This window comes from Pseudothioclava nitratireducens (genome assembly GCF_029210495.1).
Lineage (GTDB): Bacteria > Pseudomonadota > Alphaproteobacteria > Rhodobacterales > Rhodobacteraceae > Pseudothioclava > Pseudothioclava nitratireducens.
Genome location: NZ_JARGDK010000005.1, coordinates 107,404 through 125,389, shown reverse-complemented (window position 1 = coordinate 125,389; position 17,986 = coordinate 107,404). Strand labels below are relative to the sequence as shown.

Annotated in this window: 20 protein-coding genes; 9 read left to right on the top strand and 11 right to left on the bottom strand. The window is 64.9% G+C overall.

What is annotated here, in order from left to right:
* Both P0X85_RS07720 and mutY read right to left on the bottom strand, forming a co-directional pair.
* The gene (locus P0X85_RS07720; protein ID WP_275811126.1) at nucleotides 1-1,143 is read right to left on the bottom strand and encodes an alkane 1-monooxygenase; all 1,143 of its coding nucleotides are present in this window, start codon (nucleotides 1,141-1,143) and stop codon (nucleotides 1-3) included.
* A 56-nt stretch (nucleotides 1,144-1,199) separates the two neighbouring features.
* A complete protein-coding gene (mutY, locus tag P0X85_RS07715) occupies nucleotides 1,200-2,252 on the bottom strand; it encodes an A/G-specific adenine glycosylase (protein WP_275811123.1) in 1,053 nt (350 codons plus the stop codon).
* A 139-nt stretch (nucleotides 2,253-2,391) separates the two neighbouring features.
* Here mutY and P0X85_RS07710 point away from each other — a divergent pair, with 139 nt between their 5' ends.
* A complete protein-coding gene (locus tag P0X85_RS07710; protein WP_275811120.1) occupies nucleotides 2,392-2,904 on the top strand; it encodes a DUF721 domain-containing protein in 513 nt (170 codons plus the stop codon).
* Complete coding sequence (locus tag P0X85_RS07705; protein WP_275811117.1) at nucleotides 2,901-3,563, top strand: DsbA family protein; 663 nt, start codon at nucleotides 2,901-2,903, stop codon at nucleotides 3,561-3,563. The genes P0X85_RS07710 and P0X85_RS07705 overlap by 4 nt, the downstream gene beginning before the upstream one ends.
* Nucleotides 3,564-3,609: 46 nt before the next feature.
* Here P0X85_RS07705 and lpxK read toward each other — a convergent pair whose 3' ends face one another.
* The 4 genes from lpxK to P0X85_RS07685 all read right to left on the bottom strand — a co-directional run bounded on the left by lpxK (nucleotide 3,610) and on the right by P0X85_RS07685 (nucleotide 7,002).
* On the bottom strand, nucleotides 3,610-4,599 hold the full coding sequence (gene lpxK, locus P0X85_RS07700; protein ID WP_275811114.1) for a tetraacyldisaccharide 4'-kinase: 990 nt from the start codon (nucleotides 4,597-4,599) through the stop codon (nucleotides 3,610-3,612).
* A complete protein-coding gene (locus P0X85_RS07695; RefSeq protein WP_275811110.1) occupies nucleotides 4,599-5,840 on the bottom strand; it encodes a 3-deoxy-D-manno-octulosonic acid transferase in 1,242 nt (413 codons plus the stop codon). Before P0X85_RS07695 ends, lpxK begins: the two co-directional genes overlap by 1 nt.
* 16 nt (nucleotides 5,841-5,856) lie before the next feature.
* Nucleotides 5,857-6,111 carry a DUF4170 domain-containing protein gene (locus tag P0X85_RS07690; protein WP_275811106.1) on the bottom strand — a complete coding sequence of 85 codons (255 nt, stop codon included), beginning with the start codon at nucleotides 6,109-6,111 and terminating at the stop codon, nucleotides 5,857-5,859.
* A gap of 69 nt (nucleotides 6,112-6,180) precedes the next feature.
* Nucleotides 6,181-7,002, bottom strand: coding sequence for a sugar phosphate isomerase/epimerase family protein (locus P0X85_RS07685; protein ID WP_275811104.1), 822 nt, complete (start codon nucleotides 7,000-7,002; stop codon nucleotides 6,181-6,183).
* A 77-nt stretch (nucleotides 7,003-7,079) separates the two neighbouring features.
* Here P0X85_RS07685 and zapE point away from each other — a divergent pair, with 77 nt between their 5' ends.
* Nucleotides 7,080-8,168, top strand: coding sequence for a cell division protein ZapE (zapE, locus tag P0X85_RS07680; RefSeq protein WP_275811101.1), 1,089 nt, complete (start codon nucleotides 7,080-7,082; stop codon nucleotides 8,166-8,168).
* A 61-nt stretch (nucleotides 8,169-8,229) separates the two neighbouring features.
* Here zapE and P0X85_RS07675 read toward each other — a convergent pair whose 3' ends face one another.
* The 3 genes from P0X85_RS07675 to P0X85_RS07665 all read right to left on the bottom strand — a co-directional run bounded on the left by P0X85_RS07675 (nucleotide 8,230) and on the right by P0X85_RS07665 (nucleotide 11,451).
* Nucleotides 8,230-9,504, bottom strand: a complete 1,275-nt coding sequence (locus P0X85_RS07675) for a bifunctional folylpolyglutamate synthase/dihydrofolate synthase (RefSeq protein ID WP_275811098.1) — start codon at nucleotides 9,502-9,504, stop codon at nucleotides 8,230-8,232.
* 74 nt (nucleotides 9,505-9,578) lie between these two features.
* Nucleotides 9,579-10,490 carry an acetyl-CoA carboxylase, carboxyltransferase subunit beta gene (gene accD, locus P0X85_RS07670; RefSeq protein ID WP_275811095.1) on the bottom strand — a complete coding sequence of 304 codons (912 nt, stop codon included), beginning with the start codon at nucleotides 10,488-10,490 and terminating at the stop codon, nucleotides 9,579-9,581.
* Between the two features lie 64 nt (nucleotides 10,491-10,554).
* On the bottom strand, nucleotides 10,555-11,451 hold the full coding sequence (locus P0X85_RS07665) for a CPBP family intramembrane glutamic endopeptidase (protein WP_275811092.1): 897 nt from the start codon (nucleotides 11,449-11,451) through the stop codon (nucleotides 10,555-10,557).
* A gap of 100 nt (nucleotides 11,452-11,551) precedes the next feature.
* Between P0X85_RS07665 and P0X85_RS07660 the strand changes: the two genes are divergently transcribed.
* Complete coding sequence (locus P0X85_RS07660) at nucleotides 11,552-12,310, top strand: TSUP family transporter (protein WP_275811089.1); 759 nt, start codon at nucleotides 11,552-11,554, stop codon at nucleotides 12,308-12,310.
* A 65-nt stretch (nucleotides 12,311-12,375) separates the two neighbouring features.
* Here the strand turns inward: P0X85_RS07660 and P0X85_RS07655 are convergent, their stop codons facing one another.
* Nucleotides 12,376-13,365, bottom strand: a complete 990-nt coding sequence (locus P0X85_RS07655; RefSeq protein ID WP_275811084.1) for an asparaginase — start codon at nucleotides 13,363-13,365, stop codon at nucleotides 12,376-12,378.
* Between the two features lie 170 nt (nucleotides 13,366-13,535).
* Between P0X85_RS07655 and P0X85_RS07650 the strand changes: the two genes are divergently transcribed.
* Together P0X85_RS07650 and rlmN are read left to right on the top strand one after the other, a co-directional pair.
* On the top strand, nucleotides 13,536-14,066 hold the full coding sequence (locus tag P0X85_RS07650) for an invasion associated locus B family protein (protein WP_420851802.1): 531 nt from the start codon (nucleotides 13,536-13,538) through the stop codon (nucleotides 14,064-14,066).
* 112 nt (nucleotides 14,067-14,178) lie between these two features.
* Nucleotides 14,179-15,360 (top strand): dual-specificity RNA methyltransferase RlmN, encoded by a 1,182-nt coding sequence (gene rlmN, locus P0X85_RS07645; protein WP_275811081.1) that lies wholly within the window; start codon nucleotides 14,179-14,181, stop codon nucleotides 15,358-15,360.
* Between the two features lie 60 nt (nucleotides 15,361-15,420).
* Here rlmN and P0X85_RS07640 read toward each other — a convergent pair whose 3' ends face one another.
* Nucleotides 15,421-16,245: an LOG family protein gene (locus tag P0X85_RS07640; protein WP_275811077.1), complete on the bottom strand. Its 825-nt coding sequence runs from the start codon at nucleotides 16,243-16,245 to the stop codon at nucleotides 15,421-15,423.
* Between the two features lie 82 nt (nucleotides 16,246-16,327).
* Between P0X85_RS07640 and dapD the strand changes: the two genes are divergently transcribed.
* The 3 genes from dapD to P0X85_RS07625 all read left to right on the top strand — a co-directional run bounded on the left by dapD (nucleotide 16,328) and on the right by P0X85_RS07625 (nucleotide 17,913).
* Entirely contained in the window at nucleotides 16,328-17,155 is an 828-nt protein-coding gene (dapD, locus tag P0X85_RS07635) for a 2,3,4,5-tetrahydropyridine-2,6-dicarboxylate N-succinyltransferase (protein ID WP_275811073.1), read from the top strand.
* Between the two features lie 90 nt (nucleotides 17,156-17,245).
* A complete protein-coding gene (locus tag P0X85_RS07630; RefSeq protein ID WP_275811070.1) occupies nucleotides 17,246-17,491 on the top strand; it encodes a GlsB/YeaQ/YmgE family stress response membrane protein in 246 nt (81 codons plus the stop codon).
* A 68-nt stretch (nucleotides 17,492-17,559) separates the two neighbouring features.
* Nucleotides 17,560-17,913 carry a hypothetical protein gene (locus P0X85_RS07625; RefSeq protein ID WP_275811067.1) on the top strand — a complete coding sequence of 118 codons (354 nt, stop codon included), beginning with the start codon at nucleotides 17,560-17,562 and terminating at the stop codon, nucleotides 17,911-17,913.
* The last annotated feature ends 73 nt before the right edge of the window (nucleotides 17,914-17,986 follow it).

Genomic DNA, 17,986 nt, shown 5'->3' with positions numbered 1-17,986 from the left:
TCAGACAGACCCGCGCGGCATTTCGGTCTTGCCATTATTGTAGGGCGTCCAGTCCGTAACCTGCGGGTAGAACTTTGCACGCCACGCCCGAACGCGGGGGTTCATCCGACGACGCCAGAGCGGCGGGACCATCGCCATGGCCGCCATCGCCGGGTAGCCGAACGGCAATTGAGGGGCTTCGTCAGCCTCATAAGTCTGAAGCAACGGGAATCGCCGGTCGGGTTTGTAATGATGATCCGAATGGCGCTGCAAGTTGATCAGCAGCCAGTTCGACGCCGCGAAATCGGCATTCCACGAATGGTGCGGCCGGACCGGCTCATAGCGTCCCTCGCCTTTGTAAAGCCGGGTCAGCCCGTAATGCTCGACATAATTCGTCAGTTCGAGTTGCCAGACTGCGAAGAAGGCTTGCAGGGCGAACAGCCCGATCCCCGCCCAGCCGCCAACCAGCCACGCCGCCAAGAGCGCAAGTGCCTGAAGCGCCGCGTAACGCCAGAACGGGTTGGATCGGTGCCACACGGGACGCCCCGCACGTTTCAGCATCAGCCGCTCTGCGGTCCATGCGCTGGCCGGACATTCGCGCAGTACGCGCAGGAAGAAACGATGGAAGCCCTCATTATAGCGCGCGGTCACCGCATCGCGGGGCGTGCCGACCCAGAGGTGATGCACCAGGAGATGCTCGGTCCGGAAATGCGAATAGAGAACCGTCGCAAGCAACAGATCGCCCAGCCAGCGCTCCAGCCGGTTCTTCTGGTGCAGCAACTCATGGGCATAGACGATCCCGATCGTCCCCGAGATCACGCCCACGCCAAACATCAGCGCCGCGATCTCCAGAGCGTTGAGATGATCGCTTCGCACCACCCACCAGATCGTCCCGTAGATCACGACGATCTGAATCGGCAGCCAGATCATGGTGATGAGGCGATAGAGGAACAGGGCCTCATCCGGCGTTTCGACATCGGGCTGATCGGTATTGCGACCGACGATCTGGTCGATCCCGGTCACCACCCACCAAGCGAACAGCGGCAGCAAAATCAAGGTCCAGCCGCCGAACCAAGCCTCGATCGCCACAAATGGAATTGTCGCAAGCGAGAGCCAGAACGGCAGCGCGTGACTGGGGCGGCGGATTTCTTCGGGGGTGGACATCTTGGACCTCGCTCATGCGCGCGCCGCGATGATAGCGTCCGCACGAGCGCGCGCAATCATCCCTGCTGCGACGAAATCGCAGCTTCCGCAATGTTCCAGGCCTTCCGCATCAAGGTCGGCAGATCGGCAGGTCGGAACTGTGCCTTTGGGGTCATGCCCGGACGTGCTGCGCGGGCCACCATCACCGTCAGGTCGAGATGGAAATGCGTGAATGTGTGGCGCAGGCTTCCGGCCTCTTGCCAGTCGGCGGCGAAGGGCGGCGCGGGGTCGGGGGCCTCGCACCAGTCAGAGCCGGGAAAGCCCAGCGTGCCGCCCAAAAGACCCTTTTCGGGGCGGCGCTCCAACAGCACGCCGCCAGCGGGGCCCACCGCGACATAGGCGAAGCCGCGTCGCACGGGTTTCTCGGGCTTGGGCGCCTTGCGTGGCAGCTCTGCCTGTAGCCCCGCGTCATAGCCCGCGCAGTCCACCCGCACCGGACACAAACCGCAGGCCGGATTACGCGGCGAGCAGATCGTGGCCCCCAGATCCATCATTGCTTGCGCATGGCAGCCGGGGCGCTCCTGCGGGGTGAGGCATTCCGCGAGCCGGGTCAGTTCGGGTTTGACGCCCGGCAGCGGATCGGTGACGGCGAAAATCCGCGCGACCACCCGCTCGACATTGCCGTCAACTACGACCGCAGGTGCATCGAACGCAATCGCGGCAATCGCCCCCGCCGTATAGGGCCCAATGCCCGGCAGCTTGCGCAACTCTTCGACCGTTTCGGGAAAGCGCCCATCCAAATCGTGTGACACCACCCGCGCGCATTTCAAAAGGTTCCGGGCGCGGGCGTAGTAGCCAAGCCCAGCCCATTCCGCCATCACATCGGCATCCGCGGCAGCGGCCAGCGCATGCACATCCGGCCAGCGCGCGGTGAACCGGCGAAAGTAGTCGCGCACGGCGGCCACCGTGGTCTGTTGCAGCATCACCTCCGAGAGCCAGACGCGATAGGGGTCCGGCCGCTCGCCCGCGCGCCATGCCTCGGGGCCGGTGCGCCACGGCATCACCCGCGCCTCGCGGTCATACCACGCCAGAAGTGCCGTCCCAATTCTGCTCTCTTTACCGTCACGCAATCTTTATGTCTCCGCCCGGCCCATTCCTCTGGCATTGCCGCCTCAGGGGCCTAAGATAGCGACCGAGTTTCGGAATGACAGGCCCGCAATCACCGCCATGGCGCAGAAGACACCCACACCCCCCAAGCCGCAGCGCCGAATGCGCGGCTTCGAGCCTGCCTCGGGCCTGCTGCGCGAGAGCGTGCGGGCCGTGGGCGAAGCGCGGGGATTCGCGGTCTCGCGCCTGCTGACGCATTGGGCCGAGGTTGTCGGCGCTGAGATCGCCGCGCAGACCCGCCCGGTCAAGATCGGCTATGCCAAGGGCGGTTTTGGCGCGACGCTCACGCTTCTGACCACCGGGGCCTCTGCGCCGATGTTGCAAATGCAGCTCCCGAAAATCCGCGAAAAGGTCAACGCCTGCTACGGCTACAACGCGATTTCGCGCGTGGTATTGACGCAGACCGCGCCGATGGGCTTTGCCGAGGGGCAGGCGCAATTCGCCCCCGCCCCCAAGCCCGCGCCCAAAGAGCCCGCCCCCGAAATCCGTGCCGCGGCCCATGAGACGGCCAAGGGCGCCACCGATCCCGGCCTGCGGGCCGCGCTTGAACAACTGGCAGAGAACGTCCTATCCAAACAGGCAGGACGCGCCGCGAACAGAAAGGCAGATACATGAGCAAAGTGACCTACATCCTCGGGGGCCTTGCCGCCGCCGCCATCGTCGCGGGCGGGGCCTTCGTGTCGCAACGCGGCGCCACCACCGAGACCGCGCTGGCCACCACCATCGCAAGCAGCGCCGAGGCCGCCACCGCCGAGCTTCTGCCCGATTACGTTCTCGGCCAAGAGGACGCACCGATCACCGTGATCGAATACGCCTCCTACACCTGCCCGCACTGTGCCGATTTCCACAAGGATGTGCTGAGCAAACTCAAGCGCGACTATGTCGATAGCGGCAAGGTCAAGTTCATCCACCGCGAGGTCTATTTCGACAAGTTCGGCGTTTGGGCCGGGCAGATCGCGCAATGCGGCGGCGCGCCGCGCTACTATGCGATTTCGGGGATGATCTACGACACGCAAAGCGAGTGGATCGGCGACGGCCAGCAGACCACGATCGCCGATAACCTGCGCAAGCTGGGCCTCAAGGCCGGGCTGGGCAAAGACCAGATCGAGGCCTGCCTGAACGATCAGGAAATGGTCCAGCGCATGATCACCACCTACCAGACCAACGCCGGTGCGGATGACATCAATGCGACGCCCACGCTTGTGATCGACGGGCAGAAGCACTCGAACATGAGCTACGAAGAGCTGAAAGCGATCCTCGACGCAAAGCTCTGATCGGCGCGAAATTCAAAAGAAAGGCCGGGGGTTTTCCCGGCCTTTTTCACAAGCCCATCCGCTCCAGCGCCGCATTCAGCGGGGCGGGATCGGCCAGTTGCAGCCGCACGGGCAGCGCCAGGACCTTGGGCCGGAAGCTCTCGGGGAGGCGGACAGCGTCTTTCTCGGTGGTTACCATCTGCGCGCCGAGCATCCGCGCCTCGGTCTCCAGCCGGGTGAGCAGTTGCGGCTCAAACGGCTGGTGATCCTCCAGCGCCTCGCCGCGCAGTACCTCTGCCCCCAAGCCGCGCAGCGTCGCAAAGAACTTCTCGGGATGCCCGATACCCGCAAAGGCCAGCACCCGCTGCCCCTCCCAGTCCATCCCGGTTTGCAAGGGCTCCAACTGCCCTGTCAGATGCGGCACCGCGATCTGCGCACCCCACCGCGCGGCGAACTCCGCCTGCGCGCCCGGTGTCCCGATCGAAAGCAGCAGATCGGCGCGGGCGAGACCCTTGTCGACGGGTTCGCGCAGCGGCCCGGCGGGCAGGCAACGCCCGTTGCCAAAGCCCTTGACCGCATCGACCACGACGATGGAGAGGTCCTTGACCAGTGCAGGGTTCTGGTGCCCGTCATCGAGGACGATCACCTGCGCGCCCGCCTCGACCGCCGCCTGCGCGCCTGCCGCACGATCCTTGGCGACCCAGGTCGGCGCGAAAGCCGAGATCAGCAGCGGCTCGTCCCCGGTCTCGGCGGCGCTATGGCGGCGCTCATCGACGCGGACCGGGCCTTGCAGGCTGCCGCCATGGCCTCGGCTGACAACATGCGCCGTCACCCCGCGCATCATCAGATGCTGAACGAGCGCGATGACCGTGGGCGTCTTTCCGGTGCCGCCCGCATTGATATTGCCGACGCAGATCACCGGCACGGGCAGCTTCACGCCCGGCTGGCGCACCCGTCGCGCGGTCGCGGCCGCATAAAGCGCGCCCAGCGGCGCGAGAAGCCGCGCTTGCCAGCCTGGGGCTTCAGGTGGGGTGAACCAGAACAAAGGCGCCCCCATCAGCTTTTCCTCCCGGCAGTCGCGCGGTCCAGTTCTTCGAGAACGGCACGCGCCACTGACTCAGCCGCCCCCGCGCCGACCGAACTCACCGCCCATGCGTTATGCGCGAGGATCGCCGCCCGGTCCGGCGCGATCAGGTCCGCCACCGCCTCGCCAAGCGCCGTGGCATTGCCCGTCTTGCGCGCAGCGCGCGCCTCGCCCAGTCGGGTATACTCGGCCTCGAAGCGCCCCAGCCGTGGCCCGTGAATGATCGCGGAACCAAGCGCCGCCGGCTCCATCGGCGAGCGCGGATGCGCGCCCTCTCCGGTCAAGGTTCCGCCCATGTAGCACACGGGCGCAAGCCGATACCAAAGCCCGTATTCCATCGGATCGTCTGCGATGAAGATCTGGATATCCTCATCCGGCTCGCCTTCCAGCGTGCGCCGGGCCACCGACCAGCCGCTCTGCGACAGTCGCTCCGCCAGTTCCACCGCGTCACCCTCGGTATCGGGGGCAAGCAGCAGCAGCATCCGATGCGCATGGCGCAGCGCATGGGTATGCGCGGAGAGAACCAGTTCGAGTTCCTCCTCCGGCAGCCCCGCCGCCAACCAGATCGGCCGCGTGCGTGTGAGCGCCACGAAAGAGGCGCGCTCGGTCTCGGAGCAAGGCAGCGGTTCCGCCGGTTCCACAAGCTCCCCGCCAAGTTCGAGCCGCGCACTCGACGCCCCCTCCCGCCGCAGCGCCTGCGCGCTTTCGGGATCGCGCGCGATGATCCGACAGGCAAGCGCCAAGAGCGCCGTGCGCTGACGCCGCCCGATAAAGCCCGGCTGCTGCGCGGGCGGGCGGGCGTCAGCCAGCACCACCGCGATGCCTGCGGCATGACAGCTACGGATCAGTGCACCGGGAAGCGCGCTGCCCATCACCACAACCAGATCCGGGCGCAGGGCCTCGATCTGCTCGCGCAGGAGGTTGGCCTCTTCGGGGACCGGATCAATCCGCTGCACCCGTTGATCCGGCGCGGGGCCGTCTGCGCTGCTATCACTCTCGGGGGAGAGCGTGCTCAGGACGATCTGAACCGTGTCGCGCTGGCGCAGGAGCAGCCGGGCCAAAAGCGCGGCCCCGCTGCGATCGACGCTCTCATGGCAAATCCAGATCAGCGGTCCCGGCATGCGCTGATACGGCGCGCGGGCCGGGACGGGCTGCCCCGGCTTTCGCCAGCCGCCGAGCGCGGAGCGCAGACCCTGCTTGAGCGTCGGGGACATGATCCGAAGGGGCCGATCAGCCCAGTTCTTCGGTCGCCGAGGCCGCAGCCTCTTCATCGCGCAGGCGATGCAGATGGGCGATGAAATAGCGGGTATGCGCGTCGTCCACGGTGCGCTGCGCCTCGGCTTTCCAGGCGTTATACGCCTCGGCGTAATTCGGATAGATCCCGACCATGTGGATCGCGTCCACATCCTTGAACTCGGTGCGCTGCGGATCGACCAGCTCGCCGCCAAAGACGAGGTGAAGGCGTTGCGGGGTGGCTTGGGACATATCTGTTCTCCGGGATTTCGCTGCGCTGCGGAGCCTATGCCAAGGCGGCGGCTATCTCAAGCGCAGACCCTAGAGCGCCAAGCCTTGCGCCGCGAGCCATTCCGCACCCTTGGTCACCGCCAACTCGTCATTCACCTCAAGGATCAGCCGCGGCATCTTCGGAACCGACCGCAAGGCCTTGAACACGGCGTGCCAATGAATTTCGCCTTCGCCCGGATGCCAGTGCCGGTCTGCCTGCCCGTCCATGTCCTGAAGATGGACATGCTCAAGCATCGCGCCCGCCGCATAGACGAACGCATCGACCGGGGGCGCCTTACCGATCCGGTGCATGAAGTAAGCATGGCCGGTATCCAGCGAGACCTTCACGTTGGGGCTTTTCAGAGCGCGCGCCAGAGCCACCCGTGCCCCCGCGTCCTGATCCTCGCAATTCTCCAGAACCAGTGTGATCCCGGCCGCCTCGGCACGCTTTATGACTGGACTCAGGACAAAGCGCACCCGCTCGATCCGCATGATCGCCGCCGAGGGTTTGACCGCATCATCCGCCCCGTTCCAGATGCCGTAGGGCGAATGGATCACCATCTGATCGGCGCCTAGCTCCTCGCATATCTCCAGCGTACGGATCATCCGGCGCTGGATCACGGCGGCGATCTCGGGATCGGCGCAGTCGATGCTGAAGGATTGGAACGGCCCATGCAGCCCGCGCCGCCCGGTATGGCCGTCGAGCAGCGTCTTCGCCCGCGCGATCATCTCGGGGAAATCCTGCTCGGGCGTGTTCGGCCAGCAGAAGCTTTGCAACTCCAGATCGCGCTGGGCGCCCAGCACCCAATCGCGATGCCGCGCCAGCATATCAAGGCTCAGCGCCGCGCCAAGCACAGGCAGGTCATGGGACATGTCTATCTCCTCCTGATCTGATCGTCGTGCAATCGCGGCGGCTTTTCAATCCCGCCCTGGCGCGCTATCGAAATCCCATGAGACAGACCCTGACCGAGATCTACGACGCCCGCGTGGCCGAGGGCACGCTGCACGCAGATGCCGCGCAGCGCGCGCTGTTGCCGTTGCTTGAAACCGTGCGCGCGGGGCTGGAGGCGCCGGTCGCCAAACCCGGCCTGTTCGGGCGGTTCTCGCGCCAGCGCCCCGAGGCCGTGCGCGGGCTCTATCTCTGGGGCGGGGTCGGGCGCGGCAAGTCCATGCTGATGGATCTGTTTTGCGAGGCGACCCGGACACCCAAGCGCCGCGTCCATTTCCATGCCTTCATGCAGGAAATTCAGGCCAAGCTGCACGAGGCCCGCAAGTCGAACGTGCAAGATGCGCTCAAGCCTGTGGCCGAAGAGGTCGCGGCCTCGGTGCGGCTGTTGTGTTTCGATGAGATGCAGATCACCGATATTGCCGACGCGATGATCGTGGGGCGGCTGTTCCAGACGCTCTTCGATCTGGGCGTGACGGTGGTCACGACCTCGAACAGGGTGCCCGAGGATCTTTATAAGAACGGGCTCAACCGCCAGCTTTTCCTGCCCTTCATCGAGGTGATCCGAGATCAGCTCGACGTGCAGGAGATCGAGTCGGAAACCGATTACCGCCAGCACCGGCTGCAAGGCGCGCAGGTCTATTTCCATCCGATCGGGCGTGTCGCCAGCGAGGCGATGAATGCCCTTTGGGATGAGCTTACCGGCCATGATGAGACCACGCGGCTGGTGCTCAACGTGAAGAACCGCGATGTGGTGATCGAGCATTTTCACAACGGAGTCGGGCGCGCGTCCTTCTGGGATCTGTGCGGGCGGATGCTTGGGCCGGGGGATTACCTTGCCATCGCGGGGGCGGTGCGTGTGCTCATGGTCGATGACATCCCGCATCTGTCATCCTCGAACTTCAACGAGGCCAAGCGCTTCGTGACGTTGATCGACGCGCTCTACGAGGCCAAGGTGCGGCTGATCTGCTCTGCCGCCGACGAGCCGGAGCGGCTTTATACCGAGGGCGAAGGCAGCTTCGAGTTCGAGCGCACCGCAAGCCGTCTGCGCGAGATGCAGGGTGCCGAATGGGGTGCGGAGCGCGCAGGATAGGGGCGCTGCCCCTCTTCGGCTGCGCCGAATTCACCCCGGGATATTTCGGGCAGACTGACGATCAGCCATTCTGTTGCAGGATACGTCCTGCGAGGTAGAGCGAACCGCAGATCAGGATGCGGGCATTCGGATCGGCCTCGGTGATCGTGCGGATCGCCGCGTCGACCGAAGCGGCCTGCGAGGTCTGCGCAAATCCTGCGGCGCGGGCGGCGGCCTCGGTCTGCGCAGCCGGGAGCGTGTTCGGCTCGCCCGGAATTTCGACGGCGGTCAGGCTCGCGGCGATAGTGGCCAGCGGGCGCATGTAGCCGGTCACATCCTTGGTGTTCAGCATTCCGCAGATCAGATGCGTGGGCCGCGCGGGCATCCGCGCAAGCGTCGCAGCGACCGCGATCCCGCCCGCCGGGTTATGCCCGCCGTCGAGCCACAACTCGGCAGGGGCTGCGGCCTCGACCAGAGGGCCGTGGCGCAGGCGTTGCATCCGGGCGGGCCATTCGGCGCGGGTCACGGCGGCCTCGCAGGCGGCCTCATTGGCGCCAAGCGCGCGGAGCGCAGCCAGCGCCGCGCCCGCGTTCATGATCTGATGCGGCCCCGGCAGGTTCGGCAGCGGCAGATCGAGCAACCCGGTCTCATCCTGGAAGATCAGCCGCCCGCGCTCCTCGAAAGCATGCCAATGCTGCCCATAGGCGAGGACGGGCGCGCCAAGCCGTGCGGCGCGCGCCTCGATCACCTCGAGACCGGCCTCGTCCTGCGGGCCGACGATAACCGGAACGCCGCGCTTGATGATCCCGGCCTTCTCGCCCGCGATTTCCGGCAGCGTTTCGCCAAGGAATTGCGTGTGGTCGATCGAGACCGGTGTGATAATCGTCAGCGCGGGCGCCTCAATCACATTGGTCGCATCGAGCCGCCCGCCAAGCCCGACCTCGAGCAGCGTGTAATCGGCGGTGGTGCGGGAGAAGGCGAGGAAGGCGGCGGCGGTGGTGATCTCGAAGAAGGTGATCGGTTCGCCGCCATTCGCGGCCTCGCACTCGTCGAGCAGCGCCGAAAGATCGGGCTCCGAAATCAGTTCGCCCGCAAGGCGGATACGTTCATGGAAGCGTGCGAGATGCGGCGAGGTATAGGCGTGAACCTCCTTGCCCATCGCTTCCAGCCCCGCGCGGATCATCGCTTGGGTCGAGCCCTTGCCATTGGTTCCGGCGATATGGATCGCGGGCGGGATCGAGCGTTCAGGATGGCCGAGTGCGGCCAGCAGACGCTCCAGCCGGTCGAGCGTCAGGTCAATCACCTTGGGATGCAGCGTCATCAGCCGCGCGAGTATCGTATCGGAAGCTTCGGTCATGGCGGCACCTCTGGAGAGGCGAGGCCGGGGCGCTGCCCCCGGACCCCCGGACTATTTCAGGTTGGATGAAAGGCTTATTCGGCCTTGGCGGGGGCTTCGGCCTTGTCGGGCTTGGGCAGGTCGCCCGCGACCGCCGGCGGCAGTCCCATCAGCATCCGCAGAATGGTGATGAGTTCCTCGCGCATTTTCGTGCGGTGGGTCACCCGGTCGAGCATCCCGTGATCGAGCAGGTATTCGGCGCGCTGGAAGCCCTCGGGGAGTTTCTCGCGGATCGTCTGTTCGATCACGCGCGGGCCGGCAAAGCAGATCAGCGCGTTGGGTTCCGCGATCTGCACATCTCCCAGCATCGCATAAGACGCGGTCACGCCCCCGGTGGTCGGGTGGGTGAGGACGACGATGTAAGGCAGGTTCGCCTCGCGCAGCATTTCGACCGCAACCGTGGTGCGCGGCATTTGCATGAGCGAGAGGATGCCCTCTTGCATCCGCGCGCCACCGGCGGCCGAGAACAGAACCAGCGGGCGCTTGAGCTTCACCGCGCGTTCGGCGGCGGCGATGATCGCATTGCCGACATACATGCCCATGGAGCCGCCCATGAAGCTGAAATCCTGCCCGGCCGCGATGATCGGCGTGCGCCCGATCTCACCCTCGGCGACCAGCATCGCCTCTTTCTCACCGGTCGATTTCTGCGCCGATTTCATCCGGTCGGGATATTTTTTCTGATCCTTGAAATGCAGCGGATCGGCGATCGGTTCGGGGACTTTCACCTCGGCGAAGATGCCGCCGTCAAACAGCGCTTCGAAGCGCGCGCGCGGCGTGATCGCCATGTGGTGGTCGCAATTGGTGCAGACGTTCAGGTTGTCCGACAGCTCGCGGTGAAACAGCATCGTCCCGCATTCGGGGCATTTGGTCCACAGGTTCTCGGGCGTATCGCGGCGCGAGAACAGCGAGTTGATCTTGGGTCGGACGTAGTTCGAGATCCAGTTCATCGGTCTGCGGCCCCTTGCTGACGTGACGTTCGCCCCAGATAAGCCTGCTGGCCGGGAATTGCAATCAGACGCGCAAGATCACCCGGGCGAGGAGCCAGGAGACCAGCACCGCAATCGCGTCGATGGCCATGTAGGGCGCAAGCATGGCGGTGTCGCGGGTGTTGATGACCACGGTGTAAAGCGCAAGCCCGTCAAGCTGTCCGTAAAGCCCGACCAGAAACATGGCCGAAAAATTGGTTGCGAAATGCAGCCCCAGTGCAGCACCAAGATTGCCGGTGCGTGCCGTGAGGTCGGCGGCGAGGCAGCCGAACCCAAAGGCCCAAAGCGCGGGCCAGATCGCATTGGCGCCGAAATCGGCGGTGGAATAATGCAGCGCGCCGAAGAGTGCCGAGGGCACCACCATCCAGAGGATCGGGTTGGTCGTGCGCGCGGCGAGCTGTTGCAGCATGTAGCCGCGAAACACCAGCTCCTCGGCGCCGATCTGGATCGCCAGAAGCGGCAGCGCGAGCGGCATCCAGCGCAGGCTTTGCGCGAGCGTCCCCGCATTTCCCACATCAGGGTTCAACAACGCCAGCGGCAAAAGCAGCACGGCCAGCGCGATCAGGGGTGCCGCGACGCGCCGCGCGTTTGTCCATGCCTGCGCGCCAAACAGCGTCCCGCCCGCGCGGTCATGGAGCGCGCGGGTGACGAAGATCACCGCCGCCGCCATAGGCACGAAGGTCGCCAAGAGCATCATCAGCCCCTCGGGAGAGCTGCCCGCAGCCAATGTTTGCAGCACCGAAGCCGCGCGAAAGGGGGGCAGGTGGCTGAGCACGTAAGCGAGGGCCAGCCAGTTCAGACCGAGATAAAGCACGACGATACCCACAAGCCCGACGAGCAGCCGCCAGATCTCGGAGCGGGGTCGCGCCGGGGCGCAATAGGCTGTCAGGGCGGAATAGGGCACGCGCGGGTCCTTGGTCACTCGGGCCAGCCTAGTCGGGCGGGCTGCACCTCACAAGCGGGGTTTACTTTGACCCGGCGGCAGAGGAAGAAAGCCGACACCTTTCTGGATGCCGCGCCCGATGTTCGAAGTCTCGCTCGACCTTGCCCTGATGCTGATCGCGGCGGCCTTTGCTGCCGGGTTCGTGGATAGTATCGCGGGCGGTGGCGGGCTGATCACGCTGCCGGTTCTTTTGCTCGCCGGGGCAAGCCCGCTCGAGGCGCTTTCGACCAACAAGGTGCAGGGCGCGTTCGGTGCAGCGACGGCGGCGATTTCTTATGCCCGCTCGGGTCACGTGCGGCTCCGCCCGCAGATCGGGGCGGCGGCGCTCTCGGGTCTGGCGGGGCTGATCGGGGCGATGCTAGTCTCAGTGATCCCGACCGAAGGGTTACGCTATGCGCTGCCGGTGATCCTGATCGCGATCGCGGCCTTCTTTGCGTTCCGAAAAGGGCTGGACGATACCGATCGTGTGCAGCGCATGACGCCTGCGGCCTTCACCGCTTTCGTCGTGCCGCTGATCGGGTTCTATGACGGGCTGATCGGGCCGGGCACGGGCGCGTTCTTCATGATCGGTTTCGTGACGCTCGCGGGTTACGGCGTGCTCAAGGCGACGGCGCATACCAAACTCTTGAACTTTGCGTCGAATATCGGCGGGCTGGCGGGATTTGCTGTGTTTGGCGCGCCGTGGTGGGTGATGGGTCTGGCGATGGGGCTGGCGCAGATGGCGGGCGCGCGGCTTGGTGCTCGGCTCGCTATCCGCGTGGGCGCCCGGATCATCAAGCCGCTTCTGGTCACGACCTCGACGCTCCTGGCGATCCGGCTGATCTGGGACCTGCTGTAACCGGGGCTGCGCGCGCGTTGGGGCCGATGCCTCCGGCGGGCGTAGTGCGGGTTTGATGAAAGCGATCAGCCGAAACCCGGTGCCAGACGCATCTCGCCATAGGTGAACCCGCGCCAGTTCTTCTGCGCGCTGGGCAGGCGCTTGTCGAAGGCGGGGTGGGCGGGGTCGAGCACGCCACAGCGCACCAGAAGCGCGGCAATCGCGGCCTCGGCGGCGCGAGTGCCGCCATCGACGATCTTGAGCGCGATACCCCGGCTCTGGCCCGGCAGGATCGCGATGAACACAGCCTCGGCCCCGGTCTTGACGGCGGCCTGTCCAGCGCAGGCCTGCATCAGTTCCGTGCAGGCGCGGCCTTCGCCCGCCACAAGTTCCGGGAAGGCCATCATCGCGCGCGTCAGGCGTGCGGCGGCCGACTGGCGGGCATCGCCATCGGGGTTGGCGGCGGCAAAGAACTGCATCGCGCGCGCCAGTCCCGTCACCGTGCAAGCGAAGTTCGGGGCCGAGCACCCGTCGATCCCCCAATGCGGTGCGGTTTCCCCGACGACCTCTTCAAAGGCCGCCCGCGCAGCTTTTTGCACCGGGTGGTCGATCTCGACATATTCCGAGCCGCCTCGCAGGTGCCGGTTCAGCGTCAGGAAGCCCGCATGCTTGCCAGAGCAGTTGTTATGGAGCTGGCAGGGTGCGCCCTCGGAACAGGTGAGGCGTTTGTTCTCATCCTTGTCCCACGGCATATGGACCCCGCAGCGTAGATCGCCCTCGGCCATGCCAAGCCCGTTCAACCACGCCTCCACCGCCCGCGTATGGATGCCGCCGCCGGAATGGCTTGCGCAGGCCAGCGCAAGCTGCGCGTCACCCAGACCCGCCGCATCGGCGGCACCACTTTCCAAGAGCGGCAGCGCTTGAAGCATCTTGCACGACGAACGTGGAAAGATCACGGCCTCGGGGTCGCCCCAAGCCGCCTCGATCCCATCGGGTCCGAAGATCACCGCATGGCCCGCATGGACCGATTCCAGCATTCCGCCCCGCCACAACTCGATCATCGGCACTGCCGCCATGGGTTTCTCCTGTCTTTCATGCGCGAAATCCCGCCCAGAGGGCTTCCCCCGCTTGGCACTTTTGCGTTATCTGTTGGATATCGAGTTGAAATCACATCCGCCATTGGAAAAAAGGGCATGAAGAAGCCCGCAAGGCGGGAAGAGGCATCTGGCAGCTGGAGGCTGTAACCATGAAGAATATCGTCCTGAAAACCGTTGCGGGTGCGGTCCTCGGCGCGGCTGTGATCGGTGCGGGCCTGCCCGCGATGGCGCAGCAAAGCACCAATCGCGTGGCCGCCGAAACCGACTGGAGTGTCTTTGTCGATGGCAGCCCCAAGGAATGCTGGGGTGTTTCCGCGCCCAAGCAGACGGTCAACACCAAGGACGGCAAGCCGGTGCAGGTGCGCCGTGGCGACATCCTGCTGTTCGTGACCTATCGTCAGGGCAAGCCGGGCGAAGTGTCCTTCATGGGCGGCTATCCGTTTGCCAAGGGCTCGACCGTCGAGTTGAACGTTGGCGGCAATGCCTTTACGCTCTTCACCGATGGCGAAGGCGCATGGGCGGGCTCGCCCGACGAGGACGCCAAGATCATCGCCGCGATGAAGGCGGGCGCCGATGTGAAGCTGACCGGCCAGTCCGGACGCGGCACCCGGACCGAGGACACGTTCTCGCTCATCGGCTTTACCGCCGCGACCGACGAAGCCGCGACGCGCTGCAAATAAGCGCATCGAAACTGTTTTGCGGACCCCGGCTTGTCCGGGGTCTTTGCATTTTGACTCCCACGGGGCGCGCGAATCCCCTATATGAAGCGCCTCTTTCACCGGAACCGCGACCATGACTCAGCCTTCGGCACCCATCACGCAAGACGTGCACACGATCCCGCGCAAGCTGCCCGAGACCGGCAAGATCAATCTTGTCGGGCTGACGCGGCCGCAGTTGCGCGACGCGCTGATCGCGGCGGGCACGCCCGAGAAGCAGGCCAAGATGCGGGTCGGGCAGATCTGGCAATGGGTCTATTACTGGGGCGTGCGCGATTTCGCGGCGATGACCAACCTCGCCAAGGACTACCGTGCGATGCTCGAAGAGAAGTTCGAGATCGCCGTGCCCGAGATCGTCACCAAGCAGGTCTCGATGGATGGTACGCGCAAATACCTTCTGCGCATCGCGGGCGGCCATGAGGTCGAGGTCGTCTACATCCCCGAGGAAAACCGCGGCACGCTCTGCATCTCCAGCCAGGTCGGCTGCACCCTGACCTGCTCCTTCTGCCATACCGGCACCCAGAAGCTGGTCCGCAACCTGACCGCCGCCGAGATTGTCGGGCAGGTGATGGTTGCGCGCGACGATCTGAACGAATGGCCCGAGCAGGGCGCCCCCAAGAACGAGACCCGTCTCGTTTCGAACGTCGTGCTGATGGGCATGGGCGAGCCGCTTTACAACTTCGACAACGTCCGTGACGCGATGCAGGTCGTGATGGATGGCGAGGGCATCAGCCTCTCGCGCCGCCGGATCACCCTGTCCACCAGCGGTATCGTCCCCGAGATCGCCAAGACCGCCGAAGAGATCGGCTGCCTGCTTGCGATCAGCTTCCACGCGACCACCGACGCCGTCCGTGACCGCCTCGTTCCGGTCAACAAGAAGTGGAACATCGAAACCCTGCTGGGGGCGCTGCGCGACTACCCGCGCCTGTCGAACTCCGAGCGGATCACCTTTGAATATGTGATGCTCAAGGATGTGAATGACAGCGACGAAGACGCCAAGCGTCTGGTCAAGCTGATCCGCGGCATCCCGGCCAAGATCAACCTGATCCCATTCAACGAATGGCCCGGCGCGCCCTATCAGCGCTCGGACTGGGAACGGATCGAGAGTTTCGCGGATATCATCTATAAGGCGGGCTATGCTTCGCCAATCCGCACGCCGCGCGGCGAGGATATCATGGCAGCCTGCGGGCAGTTGAAATCCGCGACCGAACGCGCCCGCAAATCGCGTGCAGAAATTCAGGCCGAAGCGGGCCTCTAAGTCACTGATCTAAAAGAATTGCTGCGCAGCGAAACCACCCGTTTCGCTGCGCAGCATTTTTCAAGCGCAGCCGTAGTCCCAGCCGTCGATAATCGCCACGGCCTCGTCTGCGGTTTCGACAAAGGAAATCAGGTCGAGATCCTCGGGCGAGATTGTGCCCGCCTCTTTCAGCCGCTCCCAGTTGATGATCCCGTTCCAGAACTCGCGTCCGAACAGGATGAACGGGATTTTCCGCATCCGCCCGGTCTGGATCAGCGTCAGGCTCTCGAACATCTCGTCGAGCGTGCCGAACCCGCCGGGGAACACCGTGACCGCTTTGGCGCGCATCAGGAAATGCATCTTGCGGATCGCGAAATAGTGGAAATTGAACGCAAGATCGGGCGTCACGTATTGGTTTGGCGCCTGCTCATGCGGCAGCACGATATTCAGCCCGATCGACTGGCCGCCCGCCTCATGCGCGCCGCGATTGCCAGCCTCCATCACGCCCGGACCACCGCCGGTGCAGATCACGTTCTCACGCCCGTAGCTTTCCATCGAACGCTCGGTCATCACCTTGGCGAAAACCCGTGCCTCTTCATAATAAGAGGACAGCTCCGCCAGATAATCGGTCTTGGCGCTGTCCTTCTTGGCGGGCTCGGGGATGCGCGCGCCACCGAACATGACGATGGTCGACTCGATCCCGCGCTCGTCCATGATCATCTGCGGCTTGAGCAGTTCAAGCTGCAACCGCACCGGGCGCAGCTCTTCGCGCATCATGAAATCGACATCGGTAAAGGCCAGCCGATAGGCGGGTGCGCGGGTCTGCGGGGTGTCGGGGATACGGTCTGCGGCCTTGGCATCCTCGACCGAGTCACGGAACGGGTGATTGCGATTGTCGTCTTTCATGCGGCGTCCTGCTCATTGCGCGTATGCGTTCTTCTGACTATAGGCTTGGGCCGAGGAAAACCACCGCAAAGAGGAAACGCCGATGTCGAATGCCGCTCTCGAAGCCGCGATCGAAGCCGCCTGGGAGGCGCGCGACACGATCACCCCCGCTACCCGTGGTGAAACCCGCGACGCGATCGAGGACACGCTCAATGCGCTCGACTCCGGCAAGCTGCGTGTGGCCGAGAAACTCGATAGCGGCGAGTGGCATGTGAACCAGTGGGCCAAGAAGGCCGTGCTTCTGGGCTTCCGCATCAAGGACATGGAAGAGCAATCCGGCGGCCCGCAAGGCTCCGGCTGGTGGGACAAGGTCGACAGCAAGTTCAAAGGCTGGGGCGAGGCCGAGTGGAAGGCCGCCGGCTTCCGCGCCGTGCCGAACTGCGTCGTGCGTCGCTCCGCCTACATCGCCAAGGGCGTGGTGCTCATGCCCTCTTTCGTGAACCTCGGCGCCTTCGTCGATGAAGGCACGATGGTCGACACCTGGGCGACCGTCGGTTCCTGCGCGCAGATCGGCAAGAACGTCCACCTCTCGGGCGGCGTCGGCATCGGCGGCGTGCTCGAACCGATGCAGGCGGGCCCGACCATCATCGAAGACAACTGCTTCATCGGTGCCCGCTCCGAGGTCGTCGAAGGCTGTATCGTCCGCGAAGGCTCGGTGCTTGGTATGGGCGTCTATATCGGCAAATCCACCAAGATCGTAGACCGCGAGACCGGCGAAGTGATGTATGGCGAAGTGCCGCCGTATTCGGTCGTGGTCTCGGGTTCGATGCCGTCGAAGAACGGCATTAACCTCTACTGCGCGGTCATCGTGAAGCGCGTGGACGCGCAGACGCGCTCCAAGACCGGCATCAACGAGCTGCTGCGCGACTGATCCGTAGCGCGGAAGTTAAAGAACGGGCGGTCCGGGGGAACCTGGGCCGCCCGTTTCGCGTTCGTCCCAAAACCTATTCAGGAGAACACCATGGGTCTGGGACTTATCGCCTCTATCATCGTCGGCGGCCTCGCGGGCTGGATTGCCAGCATGATTATGAAAGCCGACACGGGCATCTTCTCGAATATCCTGCTGGGGATCATTGGTGCCTTCGTGCTGAACCTGATCCTGTCCTTGCTCGGCATCTACGCGGCCAACAGTTGGGTGCCGCAACTCATTGTCGGCATCGCGGGGGCGAGCCTTTTGATCTGGGGCTATCGTCGCGCCAAAAGCTGAGTGTGGACGCGCGGGGCCTTTCGTGACACAGAGACGCAAGCTCTCTTTCAGCGCAAGGCCCGCCGATCATGTCCGACAAACCCGTCAAACCGAAACGCCCGCAACAGGTCTATACCCTGCTGGTCGAGGTCGGCCGCAGCGCCGATGACGGTTTGCCCAAGGGCGCGACCGGCGCGGGGCTTCTGTGCTATGCTTCTGGCGTCGATGAGGCCGAGGCCGTGCGCGAGACGGTCGCCATTCTCAAGCAGGCCGATCTCGCGCCGCTTGACGTGACCGGATACGGCACCATCGAGGAACGCGAGAAGCAGGGCCACGAGATCGAGGCCGAAGAACGCGAATTGATGCAGCGCGCGCTCGATGAAAATTCCGTGATCGTCGCGCAGATGACGCCGTTTTTCGGTGACGACAAAGGCTCTGCCTGAGCTTTGCCGGATCGGCGAGACCCCGCGCCCCCCATTTGCCACCTGCCGCCCGCGTGCTACACTGCCCGCGAGC